This is a genomic window from Streptomyces sp. XM83C, from assembly GCF_023072675.1.
Classification (GTDB): Bacteria; Actinomycetota; Actinomycetes; order Streptomycetales; family Streptomycetaceae; genus Streptomyces; species Streptomyces thermocoprophilus.
In genome coordinates this window covers 1-18,381 of the sequence record NZ_JALLGL010000048.1, presented here as the reverse complement: position 1 = coordinate 18,381, position 18,381 = coordinate 1, and the positions used below count along the sequence as shown (strand labels likewise).

Sequence of the window (18,381 nt, the reverse complement as noted above, 5' to 3'; positions counted from 1 at the left end):
CCCTCTGGAGGAACCCCGTGTCCACCGCCACCTACGAGGACATCCGCAGCCAGGCCGAGGCGCGCCTGGAGAAGAACATGAAGGTCAAGTCGATGATCATCGACCGGCTGGGCCTGGACGTCGAACCGGCCGTCGTCTCCGACAACCAGCCGCTGTTCGGCCGCGGCCTGGAGATGGACTCCCTGGACACCCTGGAGATCGTCGTCATGGTCAACAACGAGTACGACGTGCTGATCAGCGACGACGACTTCGAGGCCTTCGGCTCCATCAACGCCCTGGTCGACTTCGTCGAAGCCCGCGAGGTGTGAGCATGACGGTCACCCCCGACGCCCCGGCCAGAGCCGACAAGAAGAAGCTCAGCTACTCCTCGGACGACATCAAGCGGATGCTGCCGCACCGCTGGCCCATGCTGATGATCGACCGCGCCTACGACGTCGTCCCCGGCGTCTCCGGCCGCGGAGTGAAGAGCGTCTCCGTCAACGAGCCCTTCTTCGCCGGCCACTACCCCGACCACTCGATCATGCCCGGCGTGATGATCGTCGAGGCCATGGCCCAGCTGGTGGCCGTGGTGTACGTCGCCGAACTGCTGGAGGCCCCCGAGCCGGCCGGCGACGCCGACCCCTCGCAGAGCGTCGGCTACCTCGGCTCCATCAGCTCCATGAAGTTCTCCCGGCTGGTGGTCCCCGGCGACCAGCTCACCCTCGAGGCCAAGCTCGGCCAGCGCCTCGGCGGCCTGCGCCAGGTGTCGGTCCGGGCCAGCGTCGGCAACGAACTCGCCGCCGCCGGCTCCCTCATCGTCACCACCGGCCGCAAGGCCTGACCGCCGCCCGCGATCCCCTACGCACCCAGCAGAAGGAGGTGTGGAATGTCCATCACGATCCGCCCGTACGACGAGGCCGACGCGCACGACATCGCGGAGCTGTACAACCGCCACCGCGACAACCCCAACCCGGTGGTCGGCGGCATCACCGGCGACGAGCTGCGGCGCGAGCTGGCCGAGCGGGACACCGGAACGTTCCTGGTGGCGGTCGACGACGGGCGTGTGGTGGGCACCTTCGGCCTGTTCCACAACACCGGCCGGCGCTCCGCCCGAGCCGGCGAGCTGATCGCCGACATGTTCTTCGTCGCCCCCGCCTACCGCAACGGCGTGATCACCGGACGGCTGTTCACCGAGGCCGTGGAGTGGATGGTGCGCTCCGGCTGCCTCGTGCTGCGGCTCACCGTCAACCCGGCCAACACCGTGGCGTTCCGGCTCTACCGGCGCGTGGGCTGCGTCTCCGTCGGGCAGACCGTGCCCGGCGAGGACGGCAACGTCGAACTGCACAACTACATCCCGCTGATCCTGCGCAGCGTCTTCCACGACCTCGGGCCGGAGGTCAAGGCGGCCCTCGGCGGACTGAACAGCTTCGCCACGGTCACCGAGTCCCGCGACGACGAACTCCGCTCCGACGTCCGCGTCGTCGACGGTGTCCGCACGGTCGACTACTGCCTGGCGGTGGGGGAGTTCCGGCTCACCGCGAGCGTCGACGTCGACCGGGGCGCCGTACGGCAGGCGCGGATCACCGGCCCCGACGGCGACAGCCGGGAGCTGCGCGTCGCCGAACCGCCGTACCGGATCCGGGCGCACCGCCGGCCGGAACCGCACCGGTTCACCTCCGGCGCGCTCACCGTGGAGGTCGACGGCGACGAAGGCACCGTACGGGTGCTGGGCGACGGCCACCACGGGCCGCTGTTCGTCTCCACCTGGCCCAGCTGCCGCGCCGACCGCCCGGCCGGCTGGCGCGAGGGCGACCCGCGCGATCTGCGCTTCGCCCCCGTGCCCGGCGGCGTGCGGATCACCGAGCGGTGCGGCGACGACGAGATCACCGGCACGGTCACCCTCGACGAGGGCGCACTCTGCCAGGAGTTCGCCTTCACCCGCCGCCCCGGCCGCCTCTTCCAGACCGTCGGACTCCGCCAGGGCACCCTCGCCCTGGACGGGGAGCAGCCCGTCCCCCTCGGCCTCGGCCTCGGCGTCCGCGACGCCTCCGAGGTGGTCGCCGCCGCCCGGGTCCTCCCGGCCGGCAGCGCACCGGCCTGGACGGGCGCCGAGTGGACCGTCCGGATGCCGGTCACCGCACCGGCCCGGCTGATCCACAGCGGGCTGCTGGAGCGCGGCCTGGAACCCGGCCCGGACGGCACGGCCCGGCTGCGCACCGAGTTCCACCGCCGTACGGCCGCCGCAGCGGGCGCCACGCCCGCGGTACGGCCCCTCGACGGCGCCCGCCGCGTCCAGCTCGACGCCACCGCGGCCGGCGTCACCTCCTGGAAGGAGGGCACGGCCAAGGTGCTGCGCAGCCCGCACCCCCGCGTCCGGGCGTTCGGCAACAACCCCCGCTGGAGCGCGGGCCTGTGGGTCACCGCGGAGCCCGCCCGCCACAGCCGGGCCACCGGCCTCGGCTGGGGGGTGCGCTCCACCGGCGACTGGGAGCCGAAGCAGCCGTTCGGCCTGTACGAGCCGCAGCAGGGCATCGCCTGGGAGCTGGACGCCCCCGACGACACCGCCGCCCCCGTCCGCGTCGTCGTCTCGTCGCCGGCCGGCGGGGAGGGCGAGGAGGCGGTCCTCTGGCTCACCCCGAACACCGGCCGCCGCACCACCCTCGCCGTCGACTCCGCCGGCACCCGGTGGGAGCTGGACTCCGGGGACTTCCGGCAGATCTGGGCCTCCGCCGCCGCCGTACGGCTCGCCGACGGCAGCTGGCTGACCTGCCGGCCCGAACACCCCGCCGGCGACGCGGAGATCGTCCTGCGCACCACACCGTCCGGCCTGCTCGTCGGCTGCGCGGCACCGGCGGGCGGGGAGGCCGCCTGGCGTCTGACCGTCGGCGACGGACCGGGCGTGTGACGGCCCGCCGGGCACCCCGGCGCACGGCACTCGGGAGCGCGGCGCCGCCGCCGTGACCCCGAGTGCCGGCACCGGGACCGTCAGCGGCACCGGGCCGAGGGCCTCGCACCCGCACCGGGCCGTGGCCTCCGCACCGGCACGGGCCGGAGGCCTCGTACCGACACGGGCCGGGCCCCGTACCGCCCCGCATCGCGGCACCCGCCGCGACCGCACCGCAAGACCTACCGCAACCGCAACCGCTACCTCGACACATTCCGAAAGGACCCGTCACCATGACCACCGCCCCCCTCCGCACCGAGACGGACGACTACACCACCGTCCGCACCACCGTCGGCGCCTACCGGATCACCGCACCGCTGGTCCGTGTCACCGGCGACGAGCGGATCACCTTCCTGGACCGCTTCCTGGCCAAGTCCGGCGAGTTCGTCGAGCCGGACACCGTCCGTGAGGCGCTCGCGCTGAACGCCGACGGCACCCCCTTCGCGATCCTGCTGCACTTCGAGATCGGCGACGACGCCTGGCTGCTGCCCCGCACCGCGGTCACCGCGGACGCCCTGCGCGGCTACTTCGACGAGGTGGGCGTCCCGGAGGACGTCACCGTCGAGATCGAGCCCGAGGGCTGGGGCGCCAGCGCCTTCGAGGGCCCGACCGCCTGGTCCGTCGCCGCCGGCTTCGTCGACTTCGACATCTCCGGCCTGACCCTGCACGGCGTCACCGAGGCCGCGCTGCCGGGCGAGCCGGCCGCCCTGGCCCACCTGGCCCGCGTCGGCACCACCGGCGAGTACGGCTACCTGCTGCTGACCAACGCCCCCGACGCCGCCCACGAGGCGGTCCTGGCCGCCGTCGCCGAGCAGGGCGGCGCGCCCGTCGGCCCCGAGGGACTGGCCCGCGTCCAGGCCGAGGCCGGCATGGCCGTCTACACGGCCGGCTTCGGCGGACTGTCCGTCAACGAGGCCGACCTGTCCTGGATGATCGACTGGAACCGCATCGGCGAGTTCCACGGCTCCGACGACCTGGAGCAGCCCACCACCGCCACCGCCCGCCTCGCGGCGCTGGCCGCGCCCGCCGAGAGCCGCTTCGCCGCCGGCACCAAGGTGACCGCCGCCGGGGAGTCCGTCGGCACCGTGCTGTGGCAGGCGCCCTCCGCCAACCCGGAGGAGGAACTGGTCATCGCCCTGCTCGACGCCCCGTTCTGGGTGCCGGGCCTGGAGCTGGCCGCCGGCGACGAGCAGGGCGCCGAGCGCCCGCTGCGCACGGTCACCCTGCCCCGCGTCATCGCCCGTTCGCTCACCACGAGGATCTCCTGATGACCACGCCGAGAATCGCCCTCACCGGCCTGGGGCTGATCACCGGGGCCGGGGACGACACCGAGAAGGGCTGGTCGTCCATCACCGCCGGCACCACCGGCATCCGCACCAACACCCTCTTCGACACCTCCGAGCTGCTCACCGAGTGGGCGGGCATGGTCACCGCCGAGCAGCCCGCCGACCTCGACCGCTGCTACTCGCTGGCCGCCACCGCCATCCGCGAGGCCCTGCGCACCAGCGGCCTCGACCTCGACACCGTCGACCGTGACCGGGTCGCGGTGGTGGTCGGCTCCAGCCTCGGCGCCATGCCGACGCTGGAAGGCGTCCACGCCGGCCTCGTCCACGAGGGCCGGCTGGACGCCGAGGCCGCCGCCGCCTCCCAGCTGCCCTGCGTCGGCGACTACATCGCCGCCGAGTTCGACCTGCGCGGCCCCCGCGTCGTCCTCTCCAACGCCTGCGCCGCCAGCGCCGTCGCCCTCGGCTACGCCGCCGAGCTGCTGTGGAAGGGAGACGTCGACCACGTCATCTGCGGCGGTGTCGACCCGCTGGCCTCCCTGTCCGCGTACGGGTTCAGCGCACTCGGCGCGCTCGACGCCGAGCCCTGCTCGCCGATGTCCGCGTCCAGCGGGCTCACCCTCGGCGAGGGCGCCGGGTTCATGGTCCTGGAGTCGGCGGAGCGGGCCGCCGCCCGCGGCGCCCGGCCGCTGGCCGAACTGGGCGGGTACGGCCTGTCCTGCGACGGCTACCACCAGACCGCGCCCGACCCCAGCGGCAAGGGCGCCTGCGCCGCCATGGCGCAGGCCCTCGAGACCGCCGGATACGGCCCCGAGGACGTCGACTACCTCAACCTGCACGGCACCGGCACCCCGGCCAACGACGCCTCCGAACCCAAGGCCGTCAAGCTGCTGTTCGGCGCGTCCGTGCCGCCCGCCAGCTCCACCAAGTCGATCATCGGCCACACCCTGGGCGCGGCCGGCGCGGTGGAGGCGGTCGTCAGCACGCTCGCCATCGACCGGGGGACGCTGCCGCCCACCATCAACACCCGAGGCGTGGAGCAGCCGTTCGGCCTGGACATCGTCCCGGACACCGGGCGCCCGGCCTCCCCGGAGGTCGTGCTGTCCAACTCCTTCGCCTTCGGCGGCAACAACGCCTCCGTCGTCCTCAACCGGCCCGGCCGGGCCGGCTCCGCGCCCCGCCGCACCGAGTCCGTGCACGACGTGGTCGTCACCGGCGTCGCCGGCCTGGCGGGCGCCGCCCGCGACACCGCCTCGCTGCTCGACGCCCTCTCCGGGGAACGCCCCACCTTCACCGGCACCGAGCACGTCGAGGGCATCGGGGAGGTGCCCGTCGGCCGCATCGACGTCCGGGCCGCCGCCCGCGGCATCAACCCCAGCCGCGCCCGCCGCATGGACCCGCTCAGTCTGCTCGCCGCCGCGGCCGTCGCCGACCTGTACGGCCGGCACGGCAAGCCCAGCCGGGCGGAGGCCGAGGGCACCGGCATCGTCTTCGCCACCGGCTACGGCCCCGTCACGTCCGTCCTCCAGTTCCACAAGGGCGTCCTCCAGCAGGGCATCAACGGCGCCAACCCGGCGCTGTTCGCCAACACGGTCGTCAACGCCGCCGCCGGGCACGTGGCGATGCTGCACCGCTACCGCGGCTACACCGCCACCATCGCCAACGGCGGCACCAGCTCCGTGCTGGCGCTCCAGCTCGCCGCCCGCGTCATCGCGCGCGGCGCCGCCGAACGCATCATGGTCGTGATCGCCGACGAGTTCCCCGAGCAGGCCCTCGCCACCCAGGCCGGGCTCCCCGGGTACGCCCGTGAGGCACGCGTGGTCCCCGGCGGCCGTACCGGGATGGTGCTCAGCGAGGGCGCCGCGGCGATCCTGCTGGAGAGCCGCGAGTCGGCCGCCGCACGCGGCGCGGACGTCCTCGCCCGCGTCCGCGGCTACGGCGCCTCCGGCGAACCCGCCGGGATCGGCCGCATCGGCCGGGACGGCGAGGCCTGGGCGCGTGCCCTGCGCGCCGCGATGGCCGAGGCGGGGACCGGCCCGGACGGCATCGACACCGTGGTCTCCGCGGCCTCCGGCTACAGCCTGGTGGACATCGCCCAGTCCCGCGCCCTGCGCCTGGCCGGCCTCGACGACCGCCCCGTCCTCGCCCCGAAGGCACTCCTCGGTGAGACGTACGGCAGCGCGGGCGCCCTCGGCCTGGTCGCCGCGCTCGGTGACGGACAATCCCGAGGCCGGGTGCTGCTGTCGAGCTTCGCCTACGGCGGTTCGTACGCGGCGGCCGTGTTCGACACGGAGGCGTGATGGGCGCCCTGATGGGACTCCTGCTCGACGCCGGGACGGTACGACAGCCCGGCTCGGCGGCCGACAGCGGGGCCGGCCGTGCGCGGCCCGGTAGGGGCGCGGGCGTCGGGGCCGCACGTCCCACGTCCGGCACCGGAGCCGCCCGGCCCACGACGGGTGCCGGGCCCGCCGCCCCCGCGGCCGGCGCCGCCCGGCCCGGGCGGCGCCCCGGCGGTCCGGCGGCCGGGGGAGCGTCCCTCGGCGCCGGCGGTGTCCGGCCCCGGGCCGGCCAGGCCCCCGGCCGCCCTGTTGCCAAGGCCCTCGCGGCCGGCCCCCTGCCTGTGATCGACTGCCTGGTCACCCGGCACACCGGGCTGCCCCGGGACCGGATGGGGAACCGGATGAGCCGTTCCGGGCGGTCGCTGATCATCGACGCCGTGCGGGTCGTGCACGGCCTCGACATCACCGCCCGGGACCTCGCCCGGGACGCCGACAAGCGGTGGAGCGTGCCGGAGCTGGGGCTGTCCGTCTCCGTCGCGCACTGCGCCCGCTACAGCGCCGTCGCGCTCAGCGGGGCGGGCGCCGTCGGCGTGGACCTCCAGGACGAGCGGGACCGGCCCGCCGCCATGCGGTGGCTCGGCGAACTGCTCGGCCTGGACGGGCCCGCCACCATCCGCGACTTCACCGAGTGCGAGGCGCTCATCAAGGCCTCGCACATCACCAAGGAGACCTTCGCCGGGGTGCGGCTGCCGGTCTGGCGGCCGGGCTGGCGGGCCACCGACGTCCGGCCGTACCAGGTCCGTTCGGACCGGATCGCCCCCGACCTGCACCTCGCCGTCGTCACCGGCCGGCCGGCGCCCGTGCGCTGGTGGTGGCGGCCCGGCCGCGCCGCCCCGGCCACCCCCACCGACGCCCTGAACCTGGAGGCGGCATGACAGCGACAGCGACAGAGACCGCGACGCGGGGGACGTACACCCGTCGCATCTCACAGATCGAGCGCGGCTATCTCAACGCCGCTGCGACCGGCACCCCGCAGCTGATCCAGATGGTGATCGAGGGCGAGGGCCGTGTCGAGCCGGACGCGCTGCGGCAGGCGGTGCGGACCGCCACACTCGCCGGCCCCGGTCTCGCCGTACGCCGCCGGGGCGCCACCTGGCGCGCCGACGGCCCCGTCCCGCCGGTCGTCGAACTGCCGGCCGCCGCGGCGGACCCGAGCTTCGACCATCCCTTCTTCCACCGCGACCTCGACGTCGTCACCGGTCCGGTCTGCGAGGTCGGCCTCGCGGCGGGCCCGGTGACCCGGCTCGTGGTGCGGGCCAGCCACATCGTCACCGACGGCCGCGGACTGCGGCAGTGGATCGCCGATGTGTTCCGGGCCCTGCGCGGCGAGGAGCCGCTGGGCGCCGACTCGACCGTCGACGACACCCACTTCCGTACCGCCGCCGGTGCCGTCGCCCCCGCCGAACCGCCCGCACGTATCCCTGGGCTGCCCGCCGTCCTCGGCCACGGGCCGGCCACCGGCCGCCCGCTGTGGCTGCGGCGCCGCGTGCCGGCCTGCCCGTCCGCCGTCACCGCCCGGATCGCCGCCGCGCTCTCCCGCCACCTCGCCGGCGACACCGGCCGGCTGCTCGTCCCCGTCGACCTGCGCCGCCACGACCCCGACGTGCGCTCCACCGCCAACCTCACCTCCCAGCTGGTCCTCGACCTCGACCGGGACACCGACTGGCGGGCCCTGCACGGCCGGATCGTGCGCGCCCTGGTCACCAAACGCGAAGTCGCCGCCCTCAGCCGGGACTTCCTGCGCCAGAACCCCTTCGCCAACTCCCTGAGCGAGGCGCGCGAACTGGACGGAACCCGCTTCCCCTGTACGGCGATCATCACCGACCACGGCCGTATCGACACCGACGAGCTGCGCACCGAGCACTTCCGCCCCACCGGGTTCGCCACGCTGCCGATGCTCGTGCCGTACGCCGAGATGTTCCTCAGCTCCTGCCGCATCGGCGACGAGACCGAACTGACCCTGTCCTGCCGCGACCGCGCCGGCGCCCGAGAGGCGGCCGGCCGGGTCCTCGACGACATCGCGCAGGCGTTCACCGCGGCGGCCTGAACCGTCCGCCTCCACCCGTAGACCTCCCAAGGATGCGCCCCATGTCCCTGACCGACCGGCACACCGACGAGGAGGCTCGCCCCGAGCCCTCGCCGCCCGCCGCCGCACCCACCGGGCCCTCCGGCCCCACCGTCCTGACGATCGCCGCGGCCATCGCAGGCGGCTTCCTCGCGCTGCTCGACACCACCATCGTCAACGTGTCCCTGGAGGACACCTCCGCACGCTTCGGCGCCATCGGCCAGGTCCAGTGGGTGGTGACGACGTATGTGATCGCCCTGGCCGCCGTGATGCCGGCCACCGGCTGGCTGGCCACCCGCTTCGGCGTCAAACGGGTCTTCGCCGCCGCGACCACGCTGTTCGCGCTCGGCTCCGCAGCCTGCGCGCTCAGCCAGACCCTGCCCGAACTCGTCGTGGCGCGCGGCGTTTCCGGCGCGGCGGCCGGTGTGCTCACCCCGGTGTCCACGATCCTGCTCACCAGCGGAGTGCCGCGCGAGCACCTGGGCCGCGTCCAGGCGCTGAACGGCAGCGTCATGCTGATCAGCCCGCTGCTCGGCCCGACGGTCGGCGGGCTCCTCGTCGAGGCCGGCGGCTGGTGGACGGTGTACGCCGTCAATGTGCCGCTGTGCGCCGTACTGCTCGCCGTCACCGTGCGGTACGTCCGCCCCGACCGGCCCGCCGGCAAGGAGGCCAAGCCGCTGGACGTGATCGGCCTCGTCTCCTCCGCCACCTGCACGGTGAGCACCGTCCTGGCCGTCCACGCCTTCTCCGGCACCGGCCTGCACGCGCGGCCGTCGCTGCTGGTGCCGCTCGCGATCGCGGTGGCGAGCGGCGCGGTGTTCGTGGTGCGGCAGCTGCGCGCCCGGTTCCCGCTGCTGGACCTGCGCCTGTTCGGGCACGGCGTGTACCGGACGGCCGCCGTGAACATCTTCTGCCTGGGCTTCGTCCTGTACTCGCCGATGATGCTGATCCCGCTCTACTTCGAGTCCGCGCGCGGTGAGAGCGCCGTCAGCACCGGTCTGCTGATGTCCACCGGCGGCATCGGCGTGGTCTCGGCGGCCTGGCTGTGCCGGGTGCTGATGAAGCGGATCGGCGGAGGCGGCACCGTCGTCGTCGGCATCTCCCTCACCATGCTCGCCACCGTGCCGCTGACCCGGCTGTCCGACGACACCTCGTACGTGCTGCTGTGCGTGAGCCTCGCGGTGCGCGGGCTGGGCACCGGGCTGACCATCGTCCCGGCCATGACCAGGGCGTTCCAGTCGATCCGGCCGCAGTCCATCCCGGACGCCTCCTCGCAGCTCAACCTGATCCAGCGGATCGGCGGCGCCGTCGCCCTCGCCGCGGTGACGGTGGTGCTGGAGGCGGCGGCGCGGGAGCGGCACGGGCTGGTGCCGGGCGCGTTCGCGCACTCCTTCGGCTGGCTCCTCGGGGTCTACGCCCTCACGCTGCTCCCCGCCCTGGCGCTGCTGGTGGCCGACCGCCGCGAGGCCCGCCGGGAGCGGCAGGGGGAGTGACGGTGCGGTGCGCGCCCCGGCGGCGGGAGGGGCCTGAGCCCTCGGCGGCCGGATCGGCGTGCGCGCCGGCCGCCGGGGCGGGGCCGGCAGGGCGGGCGGTACGGCGCTCGGCGGGCGGGTGCGGCGCTGGGCAGGTTCGTAGGGCCCCGGGGCGCGCGGGGTCTCGTGTTACGTTGTCGTGCTCCTCGGCGTCTTCGGCGGCGGGCGCGGGCCGGCGCGGGGCTCGTGTCGCGTGCCGCCCCCGCCCCCCTCACCGTGACGAGGGCAGCCAGCCGTCCTGGACGGCGTGCACGCCGGCCTCGAAGCGGCTGCGGGCGTCCAGGCGTTCCATCAGGTTGGCGGCGATCCGCCGGGCCGTGCGCGGTGAGACGCCGAGCCGTTTGGCGATGGCCTCGTCGGTGTAGCCCTGGGCGAGCATCTTCAGCACCGCCCGCTCCTGCGGTGGCATGTCCTTCGCGTCGCACTTGGGGACGGTGCCCAGCGGGACCGCCGTGTGCCACACGCTCTCGAACAGCGCGCACAGCGCCGCCACCGTCCCGGCACCGCGCAGCACCACCGCGCCGGCCCGGGCGTCGGAGGTGTCGATCGGCAGCACCGCCTGGCACCGGTCGAAGATGATCATGCGGATGGGCAGGTCGGGCACGGTGCGGACCTGTCCGCCGTGCTGGTGCAGCCAGCTGACGTGCTCCAGCGTGGGAGCGTGGTTGCGCACGCTGTCGAGATACACGGTCCGCATCCGCACCCCGCGGCCGAGCAGGTCGGCGTTGGGCTCCCGGCTGGCCGCCAGATCCTCCGGTGAGTGCGCGCCGCCGGGCGCGAACGTGGCGACCTCAATCTGGGCTCCCTTGGCGAGTCCGGCCAGCCGCTCCCGGATGGCGTCCGGGCCGATCAACTGCTCGGAGTCGTGGTCCAGGGCGCGCGGGCGCAGCGCCGAACACTCCGCGATCAGCTGGGCCGCCGCCGCGCGGGACGCCTCCACCCGCATCTGCTGGGCGGCAAGCTCCGCCTGCTGCCGGGCGAGCAGCATCTCCATCGCGGTCTCGGGGCCGACCGCCCGGAAGCCGATGCCGTCCGCCGCCGTGCCGTTCCCTTCTCTCGCGGAGGGCTGTATCAGGGCCAGCTCGCTGAGCCGGTCCAGCCCTCTTCGCACCTGGTCCTCCGTCAGGCCCAGCCGTGCCGCCAGCGCGGCCACTCCGTCACCGGGATTGGTCAGCATCCCCCGGTAGATGGCTTCGGCAACGGCATCGAGCCCCAGAACGTCCAACATTCACTATCCCCCTGGCCAGCATCAAACTCACCGAGTTCGAAACTTAGTGCCCCTGAGCTTACTGACGTTGAACTCCTGTGGCCCCGCCGATGACATCGAGGCCGGTTCCGGCCAAGTTGACGATGATTCAATCCGGGGTGCGATCCGGACGGAGCGGGCGGTCTCGGGAGCGCCTGCGCCGCTCACGCGCGGCTCACAGTCCCGGGTACCGAACGGACGGTCGTTGCGTATTGAATCTTCTGGCGTCTGGTTTCGGCCGCGGGACCCGGCCGCTGACACCACCGCATCCGCGTCAATTTATTGCCACCCGGCGCGACCCGGAGCATGACGCTTTATGCCATGGCATGAACCGTCCAACCCGAGCCGCTCCCGCGCTCATTCGACAGCCCGAACAATGAGGGCATGTATCTCATCCACGTGCGCCTGAAGGGTCCCGACACAACCGCCTCGCGGCCCGACCTGGCCACGATCATCACGTCCTGCGCCGGGAAAGCGGACGGCCTTGAACACGTCGCCGTCCATCCGGGCCCCGAAGGGGACGTCACGCTGGGCCTTTTCCTGCTCGCCGACCGTCTCGCCACCGCCGAGCGGAGCGCCGCGCGGCTCACGGAACGAGCCGTCGCCGACCATCCCGCGCTGCGCGGATTCCGCGTCCTGACGGCCGAGGCGGTCCTCGTGCCCGGCCCCTGGTGGGACTCCTGAGGCACCTGCGTCGCCGCAGGTCGCGGTGGACGCCTTAGGACAGTGCAGGTTCCGTCCAACCGTTTTCCGTTCCCTCCGGCCCGCCGGCCGAGCAGAGTAGAGGCATCGGCGGGAACGACAACGAACCGCCTCCGGTCCCCGGGAATCCCCCGGGAAATCCCCACCCTTTTCCAAGGAGAAATCCCATGCTTGCCACCCGTGTCTCGAAGATCGTCGCCTCGGTCCTTCTCGCCGCCGGTGGAACAACCCTTTCGGTCGCTGCATTCGGCGAGTCCGACCGCATTCAGGGGACCGTCAAGGCCGACTCCGCAGCGCACATCGCCATCACCGCCGACCACAGCAGCGACGACGTCACCTGGGGGAAGTGACAAATCCGCCGGGAACGTGCTGACCACCACGTACATCGGGGGACGACGAAGAAATGGAATTCCTGGTCCTGGGTTCTCTGGAGATACGTGAATCGGGGGAACCGATCCGCGTCCGGGGCATGCGTCAGCAGAAACTCCTGGCACTGCTGCTCCTCCACGCCAACCGGGTGGTCCCGATCGACGTGCTGGTGGACGAACTCTGGGAGGACCCGCCGTCCTCGGCGCGCCCCCAGGTCCACAACGCCATCCGCGACCTGCGCCGCGTACTGTCCGCGGCCGACGGCATCAGCCTCGTCACCATGGACGTCGGCTACCGGCTGATGGTCCCCGACGACGCCGTCGACGCCCACCGCTTCGTCCGGCGGGTCCGCGCCGCCGCGACAGCCGAGCGGGAGGGCCGCCACACCGAGGCGCTGCGCGTCCTGCAATCGGCGGTGGACCTCTGGCGCGGCGACGCCTTCGCCGGCATCCACTGCCCCTCCGTCACCTCCGCCGCGGTGAAGCTCAACGAGCAGCGCCTCACCGCCCTGGAGGACCTCATGTCCATGCGGCTGCGGGCCGGTGAGACCAGCTCCCTCGTCGGCGAACTGCACGCCCTGCTCGCCGACTATCCGCTACGGGACTCACTGCGCGGCAGCCTGATGCTCGCCCTGTTCCGCAGCGGACGCCAGGCCGACGCCCTCGCTGTGTACGAGGAGGGCCGGCGTTTCCTCGCCGACGAGCTCGGCCTCGAACCCAGCCGCCGCCTGCGCGCCCTGCACGCGGAGATCCTCGCCGACTCGCCCGCGGCGCGCGGTGCCGGCGGCCAGGCCGGCCCCGGAGCGCGCCGGGTGCCCGCCCCGGCCGGGGGCGGCGCCGAACGGCCGGCGGACGAGCCGGCGCCGTCGGAGGCGCGGCGTGCCTCCGCGGCCGTACCCCGGCCCCGGCCCGCGGTCGCACAGACGGCTTCCGAGGCGTTCGAGGACGTGCCGCCCCCGTCCGCCCGCACCCCCGGCGGGCGGCGCAACTACCTGCCGCACGACCTCACCGACTTCACCGGCCGTACCGCCGAACTGGACTCCCTGCTGGACCTCGCCGGACAGGAACCGGACGCCTCACCGCTGATGATCGCCATCGACGGCATGGGCGGAGTCGGCAAGACCACGCTCGCCGTGCGCGTCGCCCACCGCGTCGCCCGCCACTACCCGGACGGGCAGTACTTCATCGGCCTGCACGGCTACAGCGCCGACCGGCCCCCGATGCCGCCCGAACAGGCACTGGCCCTCCTCCTCCAGGCGAGCGGCCTGCCCTCGGAGGCGATCCCGCACACCCTGGAGGAACGCAGCGCCCTGTGGCGCTCCCGGCTCGCCGGCCAGCGCTGCCTGGTGGTCCTGGACGACGCGGCCGACACCGCGCAGGTCAGCCCGCTGCTGCCGGGCACCGGCGGCGCGCTGGTGCTGGTGACCGGCCGGCGCAAACTCACCGCCCTGGACGGGGCGGTGCCGCTGTGGCTGGACGTCCTGCCGCCCTCCGACGCGGCCACGCTGTTCACCCGCATCGCCGGCGAGCAGCGCACCGCCCGCGAACCCGAGCAGGTGGCCCGCGCCGTCGAACTCTGCGGCCATCTGCCGCTGGCCGTCCGCATCGCCGCGACCCGGCTGCGGTCCCGGCCGGCGTGGGCCGTCGCCGACCTCGTCGACCGGCTGTCGGGCAGCCCCCGGCGGGCGAGCTGCCTGCGGACCGGGGACCGGGACCTGATGTCCGTGCTGCGCACGTCGTACCGGCATCTGGACCCCTCCCAGCGGCGGTTCAGCCGGCTGATCAGCCGTCACCCCTCCCTGTCGTACGACGTCGCGCACGCGGCGGCGGTGACGGGGCTGCCGGCGGGGGACGTGGAGCGGTACTTCGACGTGCTGGTGGAGAACAATCTCGTCCGCGAGGACAGTCCCTCGCGGTTCTCCTTCCACACGCTGGTCCGCGACTGCGCGCGCGAGCTGACGGACGCGGACGACACGCTTGCGCAGGCCGACCTGTCACCGATGCCCCGGTGACGCGCCCTCGCGCGGTTCCCCGCGCCCCTGCTCACCGGTGTGCCGGTGACGCGCCGCGGGCAGTCGTGCCGCTGGGGCGGTGGTCCCCCGGCGTCCGCGCCCGCGCCGGGTGAACCCCACAGCGCGGGGGCGTTGAGAGTGGGCGGCGTTTCCGTGGGGGTGGCGGGCGCTTACGATGCCGCCTGTCCTGTGCCGGGCCCCGCGTCCGGCGCACCCGTCCACTCCCGCGGCACGAACCAGGAGCACGGCACCCGTGGCCATACCCCCGCCCCCCGGGCCCCAGCAGCCTCCGTCCACGCCGGGCCCGCAGGGCCCCTACGACGGCCCCTACCCGCAGGGCCCGTACGGGCCGCCGTACCAGCCCTGGGGGCAGGGCTACAGCCCCTTCAACCGCCCCGCCCCGGTCAACGGCCTCGCCATCGCCTCCCTCGTCCTCGGCCTGCTCTGCTTCGTCCCGGCCGTCGGCCTCGTCCTCGGCGTCATCGCGCTCGTACAGATCCGCAAGAAGGGCGAGCGCGGCAAGGGCATGGCGATCGCCGGTTCCGTGCTGTCCGCCGTCGGCCTCGCCCTGTGGACGCTGATGCTCGCCACCGGCGGCGCCGCCGACTTCTGGGAAGGCTTCAAGGAGGGCGCCCGCGGCGGCGCCGACGCCGAGCTGACCGTGGGCCGTTGCGTCGACCTGCCCGGCGGGCTCGTCGAACGGGACGTGTACGACGTCGACGAGGTGCCCTGCTCCGGCCGGCACGACGGCGAGGTCTTCCACACGTTCAGGATGACCGGCTCCTCCTTCCCCGGCGAGAGCGCCGTCGACAAGGCCGCCGAGGACGGCTGCTCCGCACACGTGGACGAGTACGTCATGGACAGCTGGGCCATGACCGAAGAGGTCGACGTGTACTACATCGGCCCCACCGACGACACCTGGGACTTCGGCGACCGTCTCGTCGCCTGCCTCCTCGGCAACACCGAGGAGGGCAAGAAGCTGACCGGCTCGCTGCGCACCGACGCCACCACCCTCGACGGCGACCAGCTCGCCTTCCTCAAGGCGGGCAACGCCCTCGACGCCGTCCTCGCAACGGAGCCCGACACGTACCCCGAGGACGACCTGAAGGCCAATCAGGACTGGGCCGGCAAGGTCCGCGACAGCCTCGCCACGCAGGTCACCGCGTTGCGCGGGCACGGCTGGGCGGCCGGGGCCAGGACCGCCGTCGACTCCTACGCAAAGGATCTGGAGGCGGCGCGCTCGGAGTGGGCGAAGGCCGCGTCCGCCGCGGACGCCGACACCTTCTACATCCATTACGACAAGGGCTGGGAGTACCTCGAGTCCGACACCGCCGTCGACGCCCGCCGGGCACTGGACCTCGCGACGACACGACCGGACTCCGTCGCGCCGGGCGGCGGGGCCGGGGACAGCGGGTCCGCGGGCGACGGGCTCGACGTGTGACGTTCACCGGCGGCGGCCCGGTGATCGTCCACTGCCGGGCCGCGCAGGTGTGAACGCCGCCATAGCGGGGAGAAACTGCCTGCGTAAAGGCCTGCCGCCACACAAGTCACTACATCGAGTGATTCTCTGGCCTTTGCTTGCCCGGCGCGACCGTCGGTTGCCACGCTGTTGCTGTCTGTACAACCTGATGGGAGCGGCCAGTGACTTTCGGTGAGCAGCCGGCGTACCTGCGCGTCGCGGGTGATCTCCGCAAGAAGATCGTCGACGGTTCGCTGCCACCGCACACCCGCCTCCCCTCCCAGGCCCGCATCCGCGAGGAGTACGGCGTCTCGGACACCGTCGCCCTGGAGGCCCGCAAGGTGCTCATGGCGGAAGGGCTGGTCGAGGGCCGCTCCGGCTCCGGCACCTATGTGCGCGAGCGGCCCGTGCCGCGCCGTATCGCCCGCTCCGGGTTCCGGCCGGAAGGCGGGGCCACCCCGTTCCGGCAGGAGCAGGCCGACGCCGACACCCACGGCACCTGGGAGTCCAGCAGCGAGCAGACCGAGGCGAGCGCCGCCGTCGCCGAGCGGCTCGGCATCGAGCCCGGCGACCGTGTCATGCGCACCCGCTATCTGTTCCGGGAAGCCGGCGAGCCGATGATGCTCTCCACCTCCTGGGAACCCCTCGCCGTCACCGGCCGTACGCCCGTGATGCTGCCCGAGGAGGGCCCCCTCGGCGGGATGGGCGTCGTCGAACGCATGCGGGCCATCGACGTCATCGTCGACAACGTCACCGAGGAGGTGGGCGCCCGCCCAGGCCTCGCCGAGGAACTCCTCGCCCTCGGCGGCGTCCCCGGCCATGTCGTCCTCGTCGTCCAGCGCACCTACTACGCCTCCGGACGCGCCGTCGAGACCGCCGACGTCGTGATCCCCGCCGACCGCTTCCGCGTCGCCTACCACCTGCCCGTGAAATAGCCCGGAAGCGCCCGCCGCACCCCGGCGGGAGTGGTGTGCGTCACCCGGCCCGTGTGAAATGGCACATGCATTCCAAGGGTGGCGCACAACCCTGAGGCAGTTGCCCCCGGCAGAGCCCGTCCACGAAGCGTCCGCGCGCCCCGCGAGCGCCGTCGCGTTTCGGCCGTCTTCGCAGGTCGCCCCAGGTGTGCCCGAAATGCCCCCGAGCGGGGACGGCGCTCTTCGCGCACGGCGCATTCGGCGCCGTGCGCCCCTCCCGTACTGGCCGGTTGCGTACCTCTTTGTGAAAAGCCGTGTTCGCTGAGTGAAGGTAAGGCGTAGGCTCGGGCATATGCGGATTGCGGTTTCCTCAGCGGGTGGGGCACGGCGCGGACCGCGGGCGGGGCGCGGCCGGACCGGGGCGGGAAGGAGCGGTGGGGGACGATGAACGACAGCGCGGTCTCGCTTCCCTGGCTCGTCATCAGACAGGACGACAACGGCAATCGCTACCGCGTCGGCCGGTACGCGACACGGGCCGAGGCCCAGAAGATCGCCGACAGACTCGACAGCCGCGGACACAAACAGCTCTACTGGGTCGAACGCATCGGGCAGAACAGCGACGCCGGGCACAACTGACCCTCCGGGGGCTGCCGTAGGCTCGCGCCCATGAGCGAACCGATCGTGGTGGTGGGCGCCGCGCTGCTCGACGGCGACAAGCTGCTCGCGGCCCGCCGCAGCGCGCCGGCCGAACTGGCCGGCCGGTGGGAACTGCCCGGCGGCAAGGTGGAGCCGGGAGAGCGGCCCGACGCGGCACTCGTCCGCGAACTGCGGGAAGAGCTGGGCGTCACGGCCGAGGCCGTCGAGCGGGTGCCGGGGGAGTGGCCGCTGCGGGAGCCGTACGTCCTCCATGTCTGGACGGCGCGACTGTGCCCGGGGTCCGCCCCGGCGCGGCCCCTCCAGGACCATGACGCTCTGCGCTGGCTGTCGGGGGGTGAGGTGTGGGCGGTGCCGTGGCTCGATGCGGATGTGCCTGCGGTGCGGGAGGTTGCGCAACGGTTGCGCAGTTCCCCACGGCCCTGATCACGGGGGGTTGGTGACGCCGCCCTGCGCAGTTCCCCGCGCCCCTTTTCACCGGCGTGCCGGTGACGCCCTTGTGCGCAGTTCCCCGCGCCCCTTTGTTTGGCGGGGCCATCGTTTCCACCTGCGGGCCGGTGGGGGGCGTTCGCGCAGTTCCCCGCGCCCCTTTGGGGGTGCGTGCGGTTTCGTTGTTCACCGCGGGCCGGTGGGGGCTGGTCGCGCAGTTCCCCGCGCCCCTTGTGTGTGCCTGGGGCATCGTTTTCACCTGCGGGCCGGTGGGGGTGTTCGCGCAGTTCCCCGCGCCCCTGAAGGCCTGCGGCGGCCCGTTTCGGTGGGTGGGTGGCTGGTGTAGCGCCGGCTGTCCGGTGGTGGGGTCGGGGCCGCGCCGGGGGGTGTCCGTCCTCGGTGCGACGCCCTGTCCCTCAGATCCTTGCCCTGCGTTTTCGCCGCACGCTGCGGGC

Annotated in this window: 16 protein-coding genes; 15 read left to right on the top strand and 1 reads right to left on the bottom strand. The window is 73.7% G+C overall.

The genetic code is table 11. The features are described 5' to 3' along the window. Nucleotides 1–17: 17 nt before the first annotated feature. The 8 genes from MTQ10_RS08515 to MTQ10_RS08480 all read left to right on the top strand — a co-directional run bounded on the left by MTQ10_RS08515 (nt 18) and on the right by MTQ10_RS08480 (nt 10,103). A complete protein-coding gene (locus MTQ10_RS08515) occupies nt 18–308 on the top strand; it encodes an acyl carrier protein (RefSeq protein ID WP_247464076.1) in 291 nt (96 codons plus the stop codon). A gap of 2 nt (nt 309–310) precedes the next feature. Then, the gene (gene fabZ, locus MTQ10_RS08510) at nt 311–820 is read left to right on the top strand and encodes a 3-hydroxyacyl-ACP dehydratase FabZ (protein WP_247464073.1); all 510 of its coding nucleotides are present in this window, start codon (nt 311–313) and stop codon (nt 818–820) included. Nucleotides 821–865: 45 nt separating this feature from the next. Then, complete coding sequence (locus tag MTQ10_RS08505) at nt 866–2,884, top strand: GNAT family N-acetyltransferase (RefSeq protein WP_247464070.1); 2,019 nt, start codon at nt 866–868, stop codon at nt 2,882–2,884. Nucleotides 2,885–3,156: 272 nt separating this feature from the next. After that, the gene (locus MTQ10_RS08500; protein ID WP_247464067.1) at nt 3,157–4,191 is read left to right on the top strand and encodes an aminomethyl transferase family protein; all 1,035 of its coding nucleotides are present in this window, start codon (nt 3,157–3,159) and stop codon (nt 4,189–4,191) included. Next, nucleotides 4,191–6,506 (top strand): beta-ketoacyl-[acyl-carrier-protein] synthase family protein, encoded by a 2,316-nt coding sequence (locus tag MTQ10_RS08495; RefSeq protein WP_247464064.1) that lies wholly within the window; start codon nt 4,191–4,193, stop codon nt 6,504–6,506. Before MTQ10_RS08500 ends, MTQ10_RS08495 begins: the two co-directional genes overlap by 1 nt. Next, nucleotides 6,506–7,420 (top strand): hypothetical protein, encoded by a 915-nt coding sequence (locus MTQ10_RS08490; protein WP_247464061.1) that lies wholly within the window; start codon nt 6,506–6,508, stop codon nt 7,418–7,420. The genes MTQ10_RS08495 and MTQ10_RS08490 overlap by 1 nt, the downstream gene beginning before the upstream one ends. After that, entirely contained in the window at nt 7,417–8,592 is a 1,176-nt protein-coding gene (locus tag MTQ10_RS08485; RefSeq protein WP_247464058.1) for a hypothetical protein, read from the top strand. Before MTQ10_RS08490 ends, MTQ10_RS08485 begins: the two co-directional genes overlap by 4 nt. A 41-nt stretch (nt 8,593–8,633) precedes the next feature. After that, complete coding sequence (locus tag MTQ10_RS08480; protein WP_247464055.1) at nt 8,634–10,103, top strand: DHA2 family efflux MFS transporter permease subunit; 1,470 nt, start codon at nt 8,634–8,636, stop codon at nt 10,101–10,103. Between the two features lie 250 nt (nt 10,104–10,353). Here MTQ10_RS08480 and MTQ10_RS08475 read toward each other — a convergent pair whose 3' ends face one another. Further along, a complete protein-coding gene (locus tag MTQ10_RS08475) occupies nt 10,354–11,370 on the bottom strand; it encodes a helix-turn-helix domain-containing protein (RefSeq protein WP_247464053.1) in 1,017 nt (338 codons plus the stop codon). A gap of 402 nt (nt 11,371–11,772) precedes the next feature. On the opposite strand from MTQ10_RS08475, the gene MTQ10_RS08470 reads away from it, so the two are divergent. The 7 genes from MTQ10_RS08470 to MTQ10_RS08440 all read left to right on the top strand — a co-directional run bounded on the left by MTQ10_RS08470 (nt 11,773) and on the right by MTQ10_RS08440 (nt 17,923). Further along, nucleotides 11,773–12,072 carry a hypothetical protein gene (locus MTQ10_RS08470; protein ID WP_247464050.1) on the top strand — a complete coding sequence of 100 codons (300 nt, stop codon included), beginning with the start codon at nt 11,773–11,775 and terminating at the stop codon, nt 12,070–12,072. A gap of 185 nt (nt 12,073–12,257) precedes the next feature. Further along, nucleotides 12,258–12,440 (top strand): hypothetical protein, encoded by a 183-nt coding sequence (locus tag MTQ10_RS08465; RefSeq protein WP_247464048.1) that lies wholly within the window; start codon nt 12,258–12,260, stop codon nt 12,438–12,440. Nucleotides 12,441–12,559: 119 nt separating this feature from the next. Then, a complete protein-coding gene (locus MTQ10_RS08460; RefSeq protein WP_247464046.1) occupies nt 12,560–14,470 on the top strand; it encodes an AfsR/SARP family transcriptional regulator in 1,911 nt (636 codons plus the stop codon). Between the two features lie 253 nt (nt 14,471–14,723). Continuing rightward, on the top strand, nt 14,724–15,911 hold the full coding sequence (locus MTQ10_RS08455) for a DUF4190 domain-containing protein (RefSeq protein ID WP_247464043.1): 1,188 nt from the start codon (nt 14,724–14,726) through the stop codon (nt 15,909–15,911). Between the two features lie 200 nt (nt 15,912–16,111). Beyond that, complete coding sequence (locus tag MTQ10_RS08450) at nt 16,112–16,864, top strand: GntR family transcriptional regulator (protein WP_247464041.1); 753 nt, start codon at nt 16,112–16,114, stop codon at nt 16,862–16,864. Between the two features lie 423 nt (nt 16,865–17,287). Beyond that, nucleotides 17,288–17,479, top strand: coding sequence for an SPOR domain-containing protein (locus MTQ10_RS08445; protein ID WP_247464039.1), 192 nt, complete (start codon nt 17,288–17,290; stop codon nt 17,477–17,479). A 30-nt stretch (nt 17,480–17,509) separates the two neighbouring features. After that, nucleotides 17,510–17,923 carry a (deoxy)nucleoside triphosphate pyrophosphohydrolase gene (locus MTQ10_RS08440; protein WP_247464037.1) on the top strand — a complete coding sequence of 138 codons (414 nt, stop codon included), beginning with the start codon at nt 17,510–17,512 and terminating at the stop codon, nt 17,921–17,923. Nucleotides 17,924–18,381 lie beyond the last annotated feature (458 nt).

Excerpts from the sequence above, each read along its gene's own strand:
- fabZ (WP_247464073.1), top strand. The coding sequence starts at position 311 with ATGACGGTCACCCCCGACGCCCCGGCCAGAGCCGACAAGAAGAAGCTC.
- MTQ10_RS08505 (WP_247464070.1), top strand. The coding sequence starts at position 866 with ATGTCCATCACGATCCGCCCGTACGACGAGGCCGACGCGCACGACATC.
- MTQ10_RS08500 (WP_247464067.1), top strand. The coding sequence starts at position 3,157 with ATGACCACCGCCCCCCTCCGCACCGAGACGGACGACTACACCACCGTC.
- MTQ10_RS08495 (WP_247464064.1), top strand. The coding sequence starts at position 4,191 with ATGACCACGCCGAGAATCGCCCTCACCGGCCTGGGGCTGATCACCGGG.
- MTQ10_RS08490 (WP_247464061.1), top strand. The coding sequence starts at position 6,506 with ATGGGCGCCCTGATGGGACTCCTGCTCGACGCCGGGACGGTACGACAG.
- MTQ10_RS08485 (WP_247464058.1), top strand. The coding sequence starts at position 7,417 with ATGACAGCGACAGCGACAGAGACCGCGACGCGGGGGACGTACACCCGT.
- MTQ10_RS08480 (WP_247464055.1), top strand. The coding sequence starts at position 8,634 with ATGTCCCTGACCGACCGGCACACCGACGAGGAGGCTCGCCCCGAGCCC.
- MTQ10_RS08475 (WP_247464053.1), bottom strand. The coding sequence starts at position 11,370 with ATGTTGGACGTTCTGGGGCTCGATGCCGTTGCCGAAGCCATCTACCGG.
- MTQ10_RS08470 (WP_247464050.1), top strand. The coding sequence starts at position 11,773 with ATGTATCTCATCCACGTGCGCCTGAAGGGTCCCGACACAACCGCCTCG.
- MTQ10_RS08465 (WP_247464048.1), top strand. The coding sequence starts at position 12,258 with ATGCTTGCCACCCGTGTCTCGAAGATCGTCGCCTCGGTCCTTCTCGCC.
- MTQ10_RS08460 (WP_247464046.1), top strand. The coding sequence starts at position 12,560 with ATGCGTCAGCAGAAACTCCTGGCACTGCTGCTCCTCCACGCCAACCGG.
- MTQ10_RS08445 (WP_247464039.1), top strand. The coding sequence starts at position 17,288 with ATGAACGACAGCGCGGTCTCGCTTCCCTGGCTCGTCATCAGACAGGAC.
- MTQ10_RS08440 (WP_247464037.1), top strand. The coding sequence starts at position 17,510 with ATGAGCGAACCGATCGTGGTGGTGGGCGCCGCGCTGCTCGACGGCGAC.